A 15269-nucleotide genomic window follows, 5' to 3' on the forward strand; every position below is an offset into this window, starting at 1 on the left:
TTCCTGAGTCTGTCAGTTCATCCTCGGTAGACGTGGGTGTCGTTAGGGATTCGACCATCGAGGGCCGAGCCGCTTTCGACGCGAACACCGTTTCCAATGAGCGCCCCTGGTTCGACCGTGACGTTCCCTTTCATCGTGACGTTGTCTCCGATGAGGCCACCGAATTTTATCTCTGTGTACAACTCGTCGTCAACCCGCACGTCGGTCAAGCCACCCTCAATGGAGTTGAGCGGGCCAATCTGTGACCCTGAACCGATGACACAGTCAGCGACGACCGTTCCAGGCTTGACCACCGTGTCTTCGAGGATGATCGTGTTGGTGAGGACGGTGTTCGCTCCGATGGTGACGTTGTCTCCGATTACGACGTCGTGGAAGACGCGTGCCCCCGGTTGGATACGCGTGTGGTCGCCCACGACGGTCGGCTCACCGAGCGTCGCGTCCTCGCTGACGACCGCTGAACTGGCAATCGTCGAGCCGTTTCTCGCCAGCATCGCACTGTTCACCGAGAGGAGGTCCCACGGCCGCGATATCTCCAGCCACATGCCATCGTATCGGACGGCGTGCAACGGTTGCGACTGGATGTACTCTCTGAGCGTATCCGTCAATCTGAGTTCGCCGTAGTGGTCAGTCTGGCGAATCGCGGCGAATATGTCCGGTCCGAACACGTAGACACCGGCGTTGACGAGACTCGACGTGACTTCGTGCGGTTCGGGTTTCTCCTGGATGTCGGTTATTTCCTCTCCATCGAGGGTCACAGCACCATATTGGGTCGGGTCTTCGACTTCGGTAATCGCGAGACACGCATCACCCGTCGACTGGTGTTTGTCGATAATTCGAGAGAGTAACTCCGCGCCGATGATTCGGTCGCCGTTGATGACGATGCAACTGTTGCCAACCTCGTGTTCCGCTTCGAGAAGCGCATCACCAGTCCCACGGGGGTTGGGTTGCACGACGTACTGGATGTCGACGCCCCAGTCGTCGCCGTTTTCGAAGTAATTCTGGATTCGCTCTCGTTTGTGACCGACGACGAGTACGATTTCGTCGACCCCCGCCGCCTTGATTGACTCGACGATGTGTTCTAAGAGTGGCTTGTCACCCACCGGGAGCATCCCTTTCGGCCGGGATTGTGTCAGTGGCTGCAGTCGAGTTCCTTCTCCTGCGGCGAGGATGACGGCTTTCATTGTCTGGCTGATTCGGGCCGAGTGTCTTTTAACTTGGTACTCGTGTCAGTCGAAGACATCCCTACTGGGTTGGCGATTTCACGGCCTGTTCGTCTCCCGTTTCGTCAGCCACCTCGGATCTGCCTTCACTCAGCTTTTCCCAGATTTCAGTGCAACCAGCACCGTCTTCGAGGTCTGCGAGGTGGGCGTCGATGTCGGCGTCATTTTGGTTACTCATAGTCTGAGTAACTATCCAACCCCGGAGTATTGAAACTTCGCATTGGGCCCTCCAAACAAGACTCAGGAATACTAGGAATTAACAGACGTCACACGCACTCTTCGGTATGACTCGCTCCGACGACCTCGCACAACTCCTCGCGACGCTCGATCTCACCGAGTACGAGCGCGACGCGTTGATGCACCTGTTGTCACTGGGTCGGACAACCGCCCCGAATCTCTCGGAGGCGACTGGGATTCCAAAAGCCCGTATCTACGGCGTCTTGGACTCGCTCGCAGACCAGGGTTTCGTGAAGATTATTCCGCAGCGGCCAAAGCAGTACGTTCCGAAGTCACCCGACGAGATTCTCGACCGCGCAACCGAGAACAGACGACAGCAGTTCGAATCCTACCAACAATCCGTTGAGGACGTTCGCGACGAATTCTTGAGCGCATTCGGCCCGCTCTACGAGCAAGCGACGGACGAAACGTCGCCAACAGAGGAACTCTTCTACGTCGTCGACGTGGGTGATGCGAGCGAGACGGAGACGCGGTCGCTGTACCGAGAGGCTACTAACCAAATTAATATTCTCACAAAGGGTTTCGAATACTTGCCAAATGTCCGGTCGACGCTCACCAAAGTCGCTGATACTGGCATCGAAATCAACGTTCTGATGGTTCACCCAAAGCACCTCTCTCCCGAGAACTGTACCGTCCAACGGGAGCGCGTCGAAGAAGTAGTCGCAGAGTTGCATGGCGTGACAATACGGTTCAGCAAAGAGCCCTTGCCGTGGCGTGGGACGATTATTGACCCCTCTATGGATTACCAACACGGAAAGGCGATTCTTCTTGTCGAAGAGAAAGACATCCCTCTCCACATGCGTCAAGCAGCTGTCACCGAGAACGGGTCGTTCGTCGCCGGCTTACAACGCTACTTCAGTCTAATTTGGAAGTACGAGAGTGTTTCCGAGAGCCCACATTGAGTTAGTCGGCTTTCTCTTTGTTTAATGCCCGAATCCCACTCTCCGACGGCGCGACTCGGTTCCTAGGCGGGGTTCTTCCATGCCCAGATATCGAGTGTAAAGTTTACTCCGTGAGGACGCCGGGGAGGAAGCGGTCTTCGTGCGCTTTGATGGTCTCGTCGTACTCGACGAGCGTCCCGAGAATGTCGCGCGCGCCCTCCTCGAAGTCCTGACGCTGCTCACCGATGACGTTCATGTAGCGCTCGTTTTCGATCTCCATCTTGTGGGTCTCGTCTTCGTCACGTGGGTTCTCGAAGTGTTCGACTTCCACGTCGAGGTCGAACTCCGCGGAGACGTCGGCGATGGTGTTCGCCATCTCGACGATGCTGATCGCGCGCGTGACCTGGTTGTAGACGACGTGGTCATCTTCGCGGTCGTCGGGGTCCATGAGCGCGAGGCGGGTGAGTCCCTCGACTGCGTCTTCGAGGCTGATGAACGGCTTGCGCTGTTCGCCCTTGCCGTAAACGGTCATCGGGTAGCCTGCGATGGCCTGCGCACAGAAGCGGTGCGAGACGACACCGAAGTAGTAGTCGAAGTCGAAGCGAGTGGCCAGACGTGGGTCTGCCGCCGTCTCGTCCGTCTCTGTCCCGTAGGTGATAGCCGTTCGCACGTCGGAGATTGGGATACCGAACTGCTTGTGCGCCAGTCGCATGTTGGCCGCGTCGTGGCTCTTGGTGAGGTGGTACCACGACCCCGCCATCGCCGGGAACGGAACGTCGTCACGCTCGCCTTGGTTCTCCATGACTGCGCCGCCTTCCGGGATGGGGAACTCGGGGGCACCGTAGACACCCGTGGTGGTCGTCTCGATGAAGTGCGTGTCCGTCAGGTCGTGTTCTTCGAGGCCCCACAGGAGGTTGCGTGTCGCCTGGAGGTTGTTGTGCTGCGTGTAGTTCGCGCGCTCGCCGTTGATCTGGGAGTACGGCGCAGAGGGCTGTGCTGCCGTATGGACGATGGTGTGCGGTTCGTGGACTGTGAGGAGTTGGTCGGTGAAGTCCTTGTTCGTGAGGTCGCCTTCGACGAACGACAGGTTCGAGAGTCCGTGGACCTCTTCGGCGGCTTCGATGCGCGTCTCGATGTCCGAAATGGGCGTCGCGGAGACGCTGCCAATCTCTTCGACCCAGTTCCGTCGCCCGAAGTTGTCGACGAGGATGACGCGGTCGTCGGTTTGCGAAGCGATGCGGAGTGCGGTCGGCCAGCCGAGGTAGCCATCGGCGCCGGTGATGAGGATGGACATTTTGAGTTACTCAGTATGTGGGTAACCCGTACCGATTAATGAATGTACTGTTTGTCATTCGAACTAACATATCTGTGGTATTCACATGTGATCTGACCTGAAAGCCCACGAGACCAGTGTATAATAGTCAAATTGACTGACTTGATACGTCGCGTCTCCTCGTTCTACTCTGTGCCAACAGTGGTATCCTTACGGGACAAATAGTGCAATCTGATCACTCGGTATCGGCCGTGAACGACTCGGTTCGGTGCCCGAAAACAACCGCGACGTACCTTTTTGTCTCGTGACCGCCGAAGAGAGGTATGGAACTCGAATTACGATTCTTTGCGACGTTTCGGGAGGCGGTGGGCCAGAAGACGATTCACTGGCGTGTCGACGACGACTCGAAGGTGGGTGACGTGCTTCACTCCCTCGAATCCGAGTACGACGGCCTGACAGGGCAGCTCATCGAGGACGGGAACGTCCGGCCACACGTGAACGTCCTGCGAAACGGCCGCGAAGTCGTGCACCTCGACGGCCTCGAAACGACGCTCGAAGACGGTGATACGATAAGCGTCTTCCCACCGGTGGCGGGAGGCTGAGATGGTACGACGAGAGCGAGCGTTTCGGGGCATCTCGACCCGGCTCGTCGTTCAGTACCTCGAAGGACTCGGGGGTGAGGCCGACGGCGAGCGTCGCGTCGTCGGCCCAGACTGGACCGTCGATATCGACACCGAAGTAGTCACCATCACGAGTAGTATCCAACTAACTGAGGTCCAACTCACGTTCGAGGGTGACGAAGAGACGCTCGACGAACTCATCCCCACGTTCGCCCAGAAAGCGATGCGCGCAGGTGGGTGACCGTGGGCACCGACCGCGACTCGCAGCGAGACCCAGAGCGTCTTCGTGACCGACTCGGCCCCGACGAGGACGACACCTCGCCGAGCGGTGGTGCCATCGACGGAACTGCGATTATGATTGCCGCCGCAAAGGCGAGCATCCCCGCCGCGCTCCTGCCGGCGCTTCTCGACCGTGCACAGGGGTTCCTCGACGACAACGCAGACGAGTACGCCCGAGAGTTCGAGTGTGTCTACGAGGACGACGACACGGCAGTCTACTTCGTCCCGCTCGGTCACTGGGATACGAAGGGAACGGAACTCGGCTTCTCACACCGAGAAATCGACGCCGTCCGCCGTGCCCACACCGAACACCTCCGGCGCATCGGAACCAGCGACGACCGACGCGACGAGTTCGAGACGGCACTCGAGATACGCGAAGTCGCCGTCGTTAGTCGTGGACGACCCCGGCAATCCGCGCGCTGATAGACGCATATTTCGGGGCTGGTCTCCTGCTACCGACAGATGCCTACAGTTCCTCCGGATTTACTCGACGGCGTTCGGGACGTCATGCCCCTTCATCTCGGCATCGTCCCGTTCGGCCTCGTCGCGGGTGTCGCCGCCGTCGAACAGGGGCTCTCGATACTCCACGCCATCGGCTTTTCTACCATCGTCTTTGCAGGCGCGTCCCAACTCGCGATGATAGAACTCCTAGGCGCAGACGCACCGCTCGCTATCGTCGTCGGTACCGCCGTCGTCGTCAACCTCCGTATGCTGATGTACTCGGCGTCTATCGCGCCGTACTTCCGCGACTTCGCCGCCCAGTCGAAGACCGTCGCGTCCTATCTCCTCACCGACCAGGCGTACGCGCTCTCGCTCGCACGCTACGGCGAGGACGGGCAGACCGACCGCTTCGCGTACTACATCGGTGTCGCGGCGTCTCTCTGGGTCGTCTGGCAACTCTCTACGATTGCCGGTGCCTTCCTCGGTGCGGGCCTCCCGCCGGAGTGGGGGTTCGAGTTCGCTGCACCGCTCGTATTTCTCGCCCTGCTCGTCCCGGCGCTGAAAGACCGTGCGTCGGCAACCTCGGGCCTCGTGGGTGGCCTCGTCGCCGTCGCCGTCGTCGCCGCGGGAATCCCGTTCCACCTCGATATCATCGTCGCGGCAGTCGTCGGTGTCGGTGCCGGCCTCGCCGTCGAATCGCTCGGAGGTGACGCGTAGATGCCGACGAGTTACGATGCGACGACTGTCTGGGGCGTCATCGTCGTCGCTGGCGTGCTCACGTTCGCCATCAGAGGGTCGTTCGTCTACCTCTTCGGCCGCATCGACGAGATTCCACCGCAGGTCCAGTCTGCGCTCGAATACGTCCCCGCGGCCGTCTTCGCCGCACTCGTCTTTCCAGCGATTCTCGTCCCCGAGGGGGCTGTCTCACTCTCGCTCGGAAACGAACGACTCGTCGCGGGGGTGCTCGCGGCCATCGCGGCGTGGTACACAGAGCGCGTCTTCGTCACCATCGTGGTGGGGATGGGGACGCTCTGGGTGCTCCGATTCGTCGTCTGAGCGCAATACGGGGCAAGGGTACTACCGAACGACGACACGACAGGTCGAAGGCGAACAACGTGGCCAACGCTGGACGACACGTCGCGATTCTCGGGGTGAGAACGCCTTTGGTACGACGTATATGCTGACCTTATCCACCGATAGTCTCTGTATATTCAATACCGTGCCAACGAATGTATGCATCAGCGGTCGACTCCGCGTGAAAGGGTCGCTCAGTCTGGCAGAGCATCCACCCTCGTGGTGGGTGGCCTGAAAAATGGCCTCGATGGTTCGAATCCATCCCCTTTCGTTCACGCCTTCTTTCTCCCACCCCTCACCGTCACCCTCAACGAGAGGAGGTCAGACTACTCCACGACCGGTTGCCGGATAATCGTCTTCAACTTCTCCGGGTCGGTCCGGCGCATGTCGCTCAGGTAGATTTCGTGGTGTGCGCCGCGACGAGTGTAGCCCTGCTCCTCAATGAACTCGTGGACACGTTCGACAGTCGGCCCTTCTTCGGAGTAGGGACCGACGTGGAGCGTCTGTGCAGACAGTCCTTCGTCGAACGATTCGTATCTCACCTCCGAGAGCGTGGGGAGGTCTTTCTTCTGACTGACTTGCTCGCGTGCCTGTTCGACCATATCCTCGGTCACCACGTCCGGTTGCATCTGCAGTAGTGTCCATTGCCACTCGTCTTTCTTCCCCACGTCGAACGCCTCCATGTCGTCGGCCCACCAGAGGCCTTCGAGCGGCATGACGACGTACTTCATCTCTCGTTCGGCCTTGACGATGGACCGAATCGCGTAACTGAACGGGTACAGCGTCTCGACTGCGGCGCTGAACTCGGCTGACGTGTTCGGGTCGCCCTCGCCGTCTATCATCAGGTAGTCGAGTGTGGGGACCTCGACGAGTGAGACTTCGTTCGCCGACTGGCGGTACAACTCCTTCAGTTCCCTCTTGTGGTCCACCGACTCCATCGTGTGGGACAGTTGAACAGATACGGACATAAGCCTATCAGCGGTCTACCAATTGTATCACCAGAACTAAGTTTGGGAGTTAGATACAATACTTCGATGCCCTCCACTTCGGATTCGACTGCCCCTCTCGAAGCGAGCGATGCTGAGCAGACACTGTCCGATTCGCTTGAGGATTCGCCGAACGGTGTGACGCTCTCTCGGCGGCAACTGCTCGGTGCAGGTGGAGCGGCAGTCGGCCTCGGCGGCCTCGGGGGATACGTGCTCGGTGCACGCCCGTTCAGGGCATCCGGGTGCGACCGTTCGCCGATTTCCGTCGAAGACGACGAGTGGTCGTTCCCGAACTACGACCGTCGACACACGTCCACCGCCCCTGCTCGCGCGGCCCCCGATTCGCTGGACGAACGGTGGCATCTCGAGTGGGACGTCTTTCAGTACGGCACACCGGTGGTCGCGAACGACCGGATATTCCTCGCGGTGGAGAACGACCGGGGGAGTTCACTCCGTGCACTCGATATCGTGACGGGGAGCGAGCTGTGGCGAAAGCGGTTTCAAGAGGTTCACGAAGCTCACCCGGCTGTCGCCGCCGGTGACAGCGTTTATTATCACACGAACACCGACGAACGTGGCCGAACCGCCCTCGCACTGGCGATGGGTGACGGCCGAGAGCGATGGGCGTACTCGCTCGAAAACCTTCACGCGTACCCGCCACTGCTCGTCCTCACCGACGGGATGGCACTCGTAGACGACCCCGCCATCGGCGATGAGCAGACAGAGGTGATGGCCGTCGACACGCGCTCCGGGGAACAGTGCTGGCAGACGTCGCTCGATACGAACGCTCTCAACCCGACGCCTGCCGTCGCCGGTGGCCGTGCCTACTACACAGCACGGAGACACCTGGCGGGCGACGACGACGAAAACGAATCGGGTGCCCTCTTCGCGCTCGACACGGAGACGGGGACGGTAGCGTGGGAGACGGCGATTCCACGGAATGTCGACGGTCCCCCGGTCGTCGGCGACGACATCGCGTACCTGTCGGTGTTCAACGGTCCGCTGGTTGCCGTCTCGCGTCATACCGGTGATGAAATCTGGCGGCACGAACAGACCGAGTTGTTCGGCAGGGGTGAGGCCGGGACGGAGTACGCCCACCCGTCGTACGAACTCGGCGCACTGACACCGGACGCGCTTGTGACTCGGCTCGAAGCCTATTCCGAGGCCAGTGACCGTCTCCGTGCGTTCGACCCGAAGACGGGCGAGTTGCTCTGGGAGCGAGTCGCAGAAGGGACCGATGCGTGGTTCACCTCACCGACCGCCGCGGGTACCGACGCCTTCGTCGCCGAAAACCGCGACGACGATTCTGGACGACTCGTTCGTCTCGACGCCCGGACTGGCGTGGTCGAAGAGACTGTCTCGTTCGACTCGTGGGCACACCACAGTCCTATCTTCGCCGACGGCAGCGCAGTCTTCGTCACGGGGACCGGGATGCGAGTGTTCGGTCCCTGAGACGCCACGTTCGGTTTGCTGGGGCTCTGCGGACAGGTTCGAAAGAAAACCGAGGTGTGCGTGGTTCGACGCCGCCCACGTCCGTCCGATTAGTCGTCTGCCGGTGCGGGGGAGTCGCCACGGGAGACGCCCGTGCCGGGCCCGATGTCGATGCCGAGTTCTTCGAGACGCTCGTCTGGGACGACACCGTCGACCCACTGGCGGCGCGCGTAGTACTCTTCTTTCATCTCGTCGAGTTCACAGAGTTGGCCTTCGGAGGCTCCCTGCCCCGGAATCGCCTCGTCGCCGGGGATGAAGCGTCCCGGCAGCGAGTCGTCCGCCCCGTCGAACCCTGCGAGATTGTTGTAGTAGCGCTCCAGCGTGTAGATGCGGTCGCCGGTCTCCAGCAGTTCGTCTTCGGTCACGTCGAGGCCGGTCATGCCGTTGTACTGGAGGACGTACTCTTCGATACCCTCTGCGAAGGCGTTGAACTTGCAGATGTCGAAGGAGTCCGAGATGGCGTGCATGTCCTGGAACAGGGCGACGAGTTCACCCTTCCCCTCGTACTCGTGGGGGTCGACCTTCTCCGGGATGCCGAGCAGTTCGGCAGACGGCGTGTAGCCGCGCAGGTGGCAGGCACCGCGGTTCGAGGTGGCGTAGCCGATGCCCATGCCTTTCATACAACGCGGGTCGTACGCCGGGATGGTCTGCCCCTTGACGGCCAGCGAGTTGCTGTGAGCGTCGAAGCGCTCGGCGAGACCGTTCGCACCCTCTGCGAGCGCGTCCGGGAGTTCGCCCTCGCGGTTGGCAACTTCGTCGATGAGGTCGATCATCCGCTCGGTGTCGCCCCAGTCGAGTTGCTCGTCGAGGTCGTCGAGTTTGCCCTCTTCGGACATCTCCATGGCCATCGCCATCATGTTCCCCATCTCGATGGTGTCGACGCCCATGTCGTTACAGCGTTCGATCATGACGGCGACTTCGTCGCGTTCGGTGTGGCCGGCGTTCGGCCCGAGTGCGTACGCAGATTCGTACTCGTACGACTCGGTACGGACGTTCATCTCCTCGCCTTTGTGCATCACCGACACCTCGACTTCCTTCTTACAGGCGACCGGACAGGAGTGACACGTCGGTTCGTCGACGAGGATGTTCTCGCGGACGTTCTCACCGGAGACGCGTTCGGCATCGATGTCGACGCCTTCGGCATCACGCATCGACCCCGTGGAAGTGTACCTGCCGTTCTTCGTCGGGAGGCCGTCCAGTTCTTCACCCACGTTCATCAGGACGTTCGTCCCGTACACCGACAGTCCACCCTCGTTGGGACCGGTGACTTCGGACTCGCGGATGAGTTGCATCGCCTGCTGGTAGCCCTTCTTGAACGTCTCGGGGTCAGCGGGCTTCGGCATTCGCGTGCCGGACTTGACGACGACTGCCTTGAGGTTCTTCGACCCCATGACTGCACCCGTCCCACCGCGGCCCGAAGCGCGGTCGTCTTCGTTGACGACACACGCGTATTTGACCTGATTTTCCCCACCCGGGCCGATTGCCATCACGGAGAGGTTCTTGCCGAGCGACCCGTCGACTTCGCCTTCGATTTCTTCGATGGTGTCGTGGACGCCCTTGCCCCACAGGTGTGAGGCGTCGTGGAGTGTCACGTCACCGTCTTCGACGACGGCGTACACTGGGTTCTCAGACTTTCCGTCGAATAGCAGGCCGTCGACACCGGACCACTTGAGTCGGGCACCACTCCACCCGCCGTGGTGGGAGTCGGTGACGGTCCCCGTGAGCGGGGATTTCGTCACGAGGGCGATGCGGCCACTCATCACCGTCTGGGTTCCCGTAAGCGGCCCCGTCATGAACGCCAGGAGGTTGTCCGGGCTGAGCGGTTCCACCTCCGGGCCGTTGTCGAAGACGTATTTTACACCAAGCCCGCGTGCGCCGATATACTTCTTCGCATCCTCGTCGTCGATACTCTCGTATTTCACATCACCAGCCGACAGGTCCACCCGCGCGACTCTGTCGTTGTAACCACCGAGTTCTGTCATTGTAATCCTCGATGATTATATAGGGTCGCAACTGAGTTAGTGATTCCCACACCGACGTAACGACAAACGGTTACGTGTTCGCAAAACGACACCGTACCGTCTCTGGATTGCGGCAATCCGTGCGACTTATCCCGGTTTCGGACCAGCGGCCCTGAGCGTCAGGCTCCCGGTAGCGTCGACGACAACACTTGCCGTCCCTCGCGGCGGGCACGACCACCACATCCCCTCGGTCTCCGCACCGGTCTCAGTGCTCGCGAACACCCGCTTCGGACCAGACTCCACCATCGGGACGAAGTCGCGAGTCTCCCCCGCTTCGAGGTTGATAGTCTGCTCGAACGTCTCGGAGTCCGACTCGATTCGGAGGGTGAGGCGGTGCGGGCGGTCGTCTCGATTCGCGACGGTGAGCGTCGTGTTCGCCGGACCACATCCAGTTGTCCCGCTCTCGGTGTCGACGTACTTCGTCGGTTCGTCGGGGACCTGCCACGGTGTCTCGACTTCCATCTCGTCCGTTTCGAGGGCGACACGGTACGTGCCCGTCCGGTACGATACCGGCACGGAGAGTCGCGTCTGAGACGGGAGTCGGTAGGTTCGGTCGAGGAGTGTCGAATCGAACAGGTCGACGCGAAGTCGTGCCGTCGTCTCGTCGCCGGGGTTCTCGACGACGACGCCAGCAGGCGCGTACCAGCGCCCCGACCCGTCACCGACGAGGGGGAGGTCGACGGTCTCGCCACCGTCGTCTACCGCACACTCACGGTTGGGCCGACAGGAGACCGTCCGCCAGAACTCGGCACTCTCTCGGCCGAGCACGACTTCGAGGCCGTCGAGTGTCTCTTCGGTCGCCCACGTGGACGTCGAGCGAATGCCCGTATCTGTCTGGACGAGTACCTCGACGTCGTCCGGTGGGACGTCGACTCGGCGGACGGTTCGCTCGCCGGGGACGAGGTCGACGTTCTCGAAGAATACGTCGCGACTCCCCCGAGTGACGACGAGCGTCGTGAACACGGGGTCCGGCGTCGGATTCCAGACCGAGAGTATTCGCTGGACGCTCGCGTCGGCAGTCGTAACTGCGGTCGGTTCTCCGGTCCCCTCTTCGGGAGTCGGCGTCTCCGTCTCCGTCTCTCCCTCCGGCGACCCACACCCCGCGAGACCGGCGACGCCGGACGCGACGAGCGAGAGGAGGGTTCGGCGGTCCATACCGGAGGATACGGACTGGTCTCATATGAACGTCGTTCTGCGAGGCTGGTTGCCGTCTTCGTAGGTGGTTGCCGTCTTCGTATCCTGCTCGCCCTCACGACAATTATTTACACGATTTGATAATTGGTCCCAAACTGCTATTTCGCCCCTGTTCGAGTGTTCGGTACCTAACAGGTATCTATGGCACTTGAAGACTTCTTGGACGCAATCGAGCCTTCGCGACGGTCGTTATCTGTCGTCAATCGCTCGGCCCCCGACCCCGTCTTGCGGATGCTCGAAACGACGTTCGAAGACCAGTCGGTCCAGGTCGGCGAACAAATCGTCGCAGACCGCGGTGACGACGTCGTCGTCCTCTCTGAAGAGACGGGCGATGGACGAGAGATTCTCGCCACGTCTCCGCTCGAAGAGTTGATGAACACCATCCTGCTCGTGAACTCGGACCTCTACAAGACCGGACAGACCGACCTCGACACCTTCGAACTGCCCGCGGTTCTCACCGAACTCGACGACGTTCCATTCAAACTCCGAGGCTATCCGGAATCGGACAAAGAGAAACTCCTCTTGGTCGCGATTTCTCGGTACATCGAACGACACGCGTGGCGTAGCGGTGCCGGGCGACTCCGGTCGTCGTTTCAGCGACTCTCTCGAATCAAAGACGAGCGAGGAACGCGAGTCGTGTACAAGAAAATCGCGTCGACCGACGTGCAGACCCACGTCTACGGCGTTACAGACTGGACGCCACCGTTCGACTTCGGGGTGCGGAGCCACGGCGGATACACGGCCGACTACCGCGATTCGTGGTTCGTCGTCTACACTCCACCGGACGACTCCCTTCCCGGCCGTCCCGACCAGCCACCGGTCGCCCTCCTCGCACTCGAAACCGAGCCAAAGCGATGGGAAGGGTACTGGACGTTCGACTCGTCTCTCGTCGCCGATATCGACGACTACATCGCGCGCAACATGTGACGAGGGCGAACAGCACTCGACGACCACCGTGACTGCGCACGCCAGACGAAGCGGCTTTACGCCCCCATCCGATAAGAGACTCCAATGAGTAAGCCGAGCCCCGAGGTCTACGAACGGGGACGCGGGATGGACGCGCACAACAAGGTGATGCGCGACATCCGTTCGCGGAAGCAGAAGACCTACGACCCTCACGAGCCGACGCGGGTGTGGATCGACGAGGACAACACGCCCGACGGCGTCTACGACTCGCTGACGATTATCCTCAACACCGGGGGTGTCGCTGGGCCCGTGCCGGTGGCTGTACGATGTGCGGCTACGTCGCCGAATCGGTCGAAGGCGGGAGCGTCTCCCACGAGGCGCTCATGGACCAGATTCAGGTCTGTCTCGACCACGAAGCCGAGGAGATGGACGACGGCGAGAAGGCAGGCCTCATCAAAATCTACACCTCTGGTTCGTTCCTCGACGAGCGTGAAGTCCCCGCCGAGACGCGTGACGCCATCGCCGAGACGTTCGCCGACCGCGACCGGATGGTCGTCGAGTCGCTGCCGGACTTCGTCACGCGCGAAAAACTCGCTGACTTCACCGACCGCGGCCTCGAAACAGACGTGGCAATCGGTCTGGAAACCGCAACTGACCGCGTCCGCCACGACTGCGTCAACAAGTACTTCGACTTCTCCGACTTCGAAGACGCCTGTGACGAAGCGGCCGCGGCGGGCGGCGGCGTGAAGGCCTACTTGCTGATGAAGCCGCCGTTCCTCTCGGAACCGGAGGCACTCGGAGACATGAAGTCGTCTATCCGACGCTGTGCCGCAGTGGACAACTGCCACACCGTCTCGATGAACCCGACCAACGTCCAGCGCTACACGATGGTGGACGAACTCTTCTTCAACGGTGGCTACCGGCCGCCGTGGCTCTGGTCGGTCGCCGAGGCTCTCCGCGACACGGCCGACGTGGACGCCATCGTCGTCTCCGACCCCGTCGGGGGTGGGCAAGAACGCGGTGCTCACAACTGTGGCGAGTGCGACGAACTCGTCTTCAAGGCCGTCAAGGACTTCAACCTCCGACAGGACCCGAGCGTCTTCGACCAGGTGTCCTGTGCGTGTGAGTCGACGTGGGAGTACGTCCTCGACGCGGAGACGAGTTACAACATGCCGCTGGTCCGCTGAGGCCACCGTTCTCGACGGACGTTTGTCCACAAACACCCCGTAGAACGCACTGCTTTCTCCCGGTTTGACGGCGTTAGGGTGTCCTAGCGTCCGGTAACTATCTCCTAACTACTCGGCTAGGATATTCGTATCAAAGAGGGTGTAACCCGTTGTCATATTCGGGAGTTCGGACACGTGCCCACCCGGACTGCCCGCCATCATGACGAAACACACGTACAAGACCGTCTACTACGCGGACGGGTGGTTTGAAATCCGCGAGGAAGAGAACACCGAGGCGTGGATCGCCACGGACGCTCCTCGCGCACTCATGCCATAGCACGCGGTACGCGGGTCGGAAAAACTCCAACCATCGCTCATCGTGTACGCTGCTACATTCGCCCGTCCGACCCCGTATCGCCCACCGCCGCTGCGGCGGTCTTTTTTATCGAAATCGAACGTCGAGCCTCGGCGTTAGCCTTCGAAGCCCGACAGGATTCCGCGTCCGTCGGTACTCCCGAGTTCCGGTAGCGACGCGCGTTCCGGGTGCGGCATCAAGACGGCGACGGACTCGGTGTCTCCGAGGATACCGGCGACGTTCCCACGCGACCCGTTCGGGTTCGCCTCGTCGGTGACGTTGCCGTCTTCGTCGCAGTAGCGGAACAGGATGCGGTCGTCTGTTTCGAGTTCTTCGTACCCCTCGTCGTCGATTTCGAAGCGTCCCTCGCCGTGGGCGATAGGGAGTTCGATGACCTCGCCCTCGTCGTAGGCGCGGGTCCACCGGGTGTCGGCGTTCTCGACGCGGAGGTAGACGTGTTCGCACTGGAAGCGAGCGCTCGCGTTGGTGGTGAACGCGCCGGGCGTCAGACCGGCCTCACAGCCAACCTGTGCACCGTTGCAGACGCCGAGGACGGGGATGCCTTCCTCGATAGCCTCGCGGACGGCGTTCATGACCGGCGACCGTGCGGCCATCGCGCCGCCGCGGAGGTAGTCACCGTACGAGAAGCCACCGGGGAGCATGATACCCGTCGTCTCCTCTGGAAGCGGGTCTTCGTGCCAGACGCGTTCGGCCTCGAACCCGAGGTCCGTCAGCGCGCGGACGGCGTCTCGGTCACAGTTCGACCCGCCAAACTGCACGACTGCAATCATCTCAGGCCTCGACGACCTCGACCTCGTAGTCGTGGATGGTCGGGTTCGCCAGTAAGCGTTCGGCCATCTCGTCGGCGCGTTCGGCCGCCGCGTCGGCGTCCGCCGCGTCGAGGTCGACTTCGTACCGTTCGGTGAAGCGCAACGCGTCGAGTTCGAAGCCGAGTCGTTCGAGTGCGCGCTTCGTGGTCTCCGCCTCCGGGTCGAGCACGCCACGCTTGAGGCGCACCGTCACCGTCGCGGTGTAGGTGGTCATCGGATGACGATGCGTGGTGATGTGCAAAAACGGTTTTGGGTCGCGTTTGATATACACGAACGTGCTCACGAATCGGAGAAC

Annotated in this window: 16 protein-coding genes and 1 pseudogene; 9 read left to right on the top strand and 8 right to left on the bottom strand. The window is 61.3% G+C overall.

Annotated features, from left to right (window positions below):
• Nucleotides 1-17: 17 nt before the first annotated feature.
• Nucleotides 18-1181, bottom strand: a complete 1164-nt coding sequence (locus tag GJR96_RS07330; RefSeq protein ID WP_151162342.1) for a sugar phosphate nucleotidyltransferase — start codon at nt 1179-1181, stop codon at nt 18-20.
• A 61-nt stretch (nt 1182-1242) separates the two neighbouring features.
• Nucleotides 1243-1398, bottom strand: a complete 156-nt coding sequence (locus tag GJR96_RS18080) for a hypothetical protein (protein WP_191965822.1) — start codon at nt 1396-1398, stop codon at nt 1243-1245.
• 106 nt (nt 1399-1504) lie between these two features.
• On the opposite strand from GJR96_RS18080, the gene GJR96_RS07335 reads away from it, so the two are divergent.
• Entirely contained in the window at nt 1505-2359 is an 855-nt protein-coding gene (locus tag GJR96_RS07335; protein WP_151162343.1) for a TrmB family transcriptional regulator, read from the top strand.
• Between the two features lie 103 nt (nt 2360-2462).
• On the opposite strand, the gene GJR96_RS07340 is transcribed toward GJR96_RS07335, so the two are convergent.
• Entirely contained in the window at nt 2463-3632 is a 1170-nt protein-coding gene (locus GJR96_RS07340) for an NAD-dependent epimerase/dehydratase family protein (RefSeq protein WP_151162344.1), read from the bottom strand.
• A gap of 302 nt (nt 3633-3934) precedes the next feature.
• On the opposite strand from GJR96_RS07340, the gene GJR96_RS07345 reads away from it, so the two are divergent.
• Genes GJR96_RS07345 through GJR96_RS07365 form a run of 5 tightly spaced genes read left to right on the top strand, consistent with a single transcriptional unit; the run spans nt 3935 to nt 6007 of the window.
• A complete protein-coding gene (locus tag GJR96_RS07345) occupies nt 3935-4213 on the top strand; it encodes a ubiquitin-like small modifier protein 1 (protein WP_151162345.1) in 279 nt (92 codons plus the stop codon).
• A gap of 1 nt (nt 4214) precedes the next feature.
• The gene (locus tag GJR96_RS07350) at nt 4215-4472 is read left to right on the top strand and encodes a hypothetical protein (protein WP_058571106.1); all 258 of its coding nucleotides are present in this window, start codon (nt 4215-4217) and stop codon (nt 4470-4472) included.
• Complete coding sequence (locus tag GJR96_RS07355; RefSeq protein ID WP_191965823.1) at nt 4469-4933, top strand: hypothetical protein; 465 nt, start codon at nt 4469-4471, stop codon at nt 4931-4933. Before GJR96_RS07350 ends, GJR96_RS07355 begins: the two co-directional genes overlap by 4 nt.
• 39 nt (nt 4934-4972) lie before the next feature.
• Nucleotides 4973-5668, top strand: a complete 696-nt coding sequence (locus GJR96_RS07360; protein ID WP_151162347.1) for an AzlC family ABC transporter permease — start codon at nt 4973-4975, stop codon at nt 5666-5668.
• Nucleotides 5669-6007 carry an AzlD domain-containing protein gene (locus GJR96_RS07365; protein WP_151162348.1) on the top strand — a complete coding sequence of 113 codons (339 nt, stop codon included), beginning with the start codon at nt 5669-5671 and terminating at the stop codon, nt 6005-6007.
• A gap of 344 nt (nt 6008-6351) precedes the next feature.
• Here the strand turns inward: GJR96_RS07365 and GJR96_RS07370 are convergent, their stop codons facing one another.
• Nucleotides 6352-6963 carry a GyrI-like domain-containing protein gene (locus GJR96_RS07370; protein ID WP_151162349.1) on the bottom strand — a complete coding sequence of 204 codons (612 nt, stop codon included), beginning with the start codon at nt 6961-6963 and terminating at the stop codon, nt 6352-6354.
• Nucleotides 6964-7059: 96 nt separating this feature from the next.
• Here GJR96_RS07370 and GJR96_RS07375 point away from each other — a divergent pair, with 96 nt between their 5' ends.
• Nucleotides 7060-8463, top strand: a complete 1404-nt coding sequence (locus tag GJR96_RS07375) for an outer membrane protein assembly factor BamB family protein (protein WP_151162350.1) — start codon at nt 7060-7062, stop codon at nt 8461-8463.
• An 89-nt stretch (nt 8464-8552) separates the two neighbouring features.
• On the opposite strand, the gene GJR96_RS07380 is transcribed toward GJR96_RS07375, so the two are convergent.
• Nucleotides 8553-10484 (bottom strand): aldehyde ferredoxin oxidoreductase family protein, encoded by a 1932-nt coding sequence (locus GJR96_RS07380; protein WP_151162351.1) that lies wholly within the window; start codon nt 10482-10484, stop codon nt 8553-8555.
• A 126-nt stretch (nt 10485-10610) separates the two neighbouring features.
• On the bottom strand, nt 10611-11678 hold the full coding sequence (locus tag GJR96_RS07385; protein WP_151162352.1) for a hypothetical protein: 1068 nt from the start codon (nt 11676-11678) through the stop codon (nt 10611-10613).
• Between the two features lie 180 nt (nt 11679-11858).
• Here GJR96_RS07385 and GJR96_RS07390 point away from each other — a divergent pair, with 180 nt between their 5' ends.
• Both GJR96_RS07390 and GJR96_RS07395 read left to right on the top strand, forming a co-directional pair.
• Nucleotides 11859-12644, top strand: coding sequence for a histidine kinase (locus GJR96_RS07390; RefSeq protein WP_151162353.1), 786 nt, complete (start codon nt 11859-11861; stop codon nt 12642-12644).
• 84 nt (nt 12645-12728) lie between these two features.
• Nucleotides 12729-13810: pseudogene (locus GJR96_RS07395) on the top strand (archaeosine biosynthesis radical SAM protein RaSEA).
• A gap of 450 nt (nt 13811-14260) precedes the next feature.
• On the opposite strand, the gene purQ reads toward GJR96_RS07395, so the two are convergent.
• Both purQ and purS read right to left on the bottom strand, forming a co-directional pair.
• Nucleotides 14261-14935, bottom strand: coding sequence for a phosphoribosylformylglycinamidine synthase I (purQ, locus tag GJR96_RS07400; RefSeq protein ID WP_151162354.1), 675 nt, complete (start codon nt 14933-14935; stop codon nt 14261-14263).
• Nucleotide 14936: 1 nt separating this feature from the next.
• Nucleotides 14937-15188: a phosphoribosylformylglycinamidine synthase subunit PurS gene (gene purS / locus GJR96_RS07405; protein WP_058571116.1), complete on the bottom strand. Its 252-nt coding sequence runs from the start codon at nt 15186-15188 to the stop codon at nt 14937-14939.
• Nucleotides 15189-15269: the final 81 nt, after the last annotated feature.

It is taken from the genome of Haloferax litoreum, assembly GCF_009674605.1.
GTDB classification, from domain to species: domain Archaea; phylum Halobacteriota; class Halobacteria; order Halobacteriales; family Haloferacaceae; genus Haloferax; species Haloferax litoreum.

Coding starts and splice junctions, on each gene's coding strand:
- GJR96_RS07330 (WP_151162342.1), bottom strand. CDS start 1,181: ATGAAAGCCGTCATCCTCGCCGCAGGAGAAGGAACTCGACTGCAGCCA.
- GJR96_RS18080 (WP_191965822.1), bottom strand. CDS start 1,398: ATGAGTAACCAAAATGACGCCGACATCGACGCCCACCTCGCAGACCTC.
- GJR96_RS07335 (WP_151162343.1), top strand. CDS start 1,505: ATGACTCGCTCCGACGACCTCGCACAACTCCTCGCGACGCTCGATCTC.
- GJR96_RS07340 (WP_151162344.1), bottom strand. CDS start 3,632: ATGTCCATCCTCATCACCGGCGCCGATGGCTACCTCGGCTGGCCGACC.
- GJR96_RS07345 (WP_151162345.1), top strand. CDS start 3,935: ATGGAACTCGAATTACGATTCTTTGCGACGTTTCGGGAGGCGGTGGGC.
- GJR96_RS07350 (WP_058571106.1), top strand. CDS start 4,215: ATGGTACGACGAGAGCGAGCGTTTCGGGGCATCTCGACCCGGCTCGTC.
- GJR96_RS07360 (WP_151162347.1), top strand. CDS start 4,973: ATGCCTACAGTTCCTCCGGATTTACTCGACGGCGTTCGGGACGTCATG.
- GJR96_RS07365 (WP_151162348.1), top strand. CDS start 5,669: ATGCCGACGAGTTACGATGCGACGACTGTCTGGGGCGTCATCGTCGTC.
- GJR96_RS07370 (WP_151162349.1), bottom strand. CDS start 6,963: ATGGAGTCGGTGGACCACAAGAGGGAACTGAAGGAGTTGTACCGCCAG.
- GJR96_RS07375 (WP_151162350.1), top strand. CDS start 7,060: ATGCCCTCCACTTCGGATTCGACTGCCCCTCTCGAAGCGAGCGATGCT.
- GJR96_RS07380 (WP_151162351.1), bottom strand. CDS start 10,484: ATGACAGAACTCGGTGGTTACAACGACAGAGTCGCGCGGGTGGACCTG.
- GJR96_RS07385 (WP_151162352.1), bottom strand. CDS start 11,678: ATGGACCGCCGAACCCTCCTCTCGCTCGTCGCGTCCGGCGTCGCCGGT.
- GJR96_RS07390 (WP_151162353.1), top strand. CDS start 11,859: ATGGCACTTGAAGACTTCTTGGACGCAATCGAGCCTTCGCGACGGTCG.
- purQ (WP_151162354.1), bottom strand. CDS start 14,935: ATGATTGCAGTCGTGCAGTTTGGCGGGTCGAACTGTGACCGAGACGCC.
- purS (WP_058571116.1), bottom strand. CDS start 15,188: ATGACCACCTACACCGCGACGGTGACGGTGCGCCTCAAGCGTGGCGTG.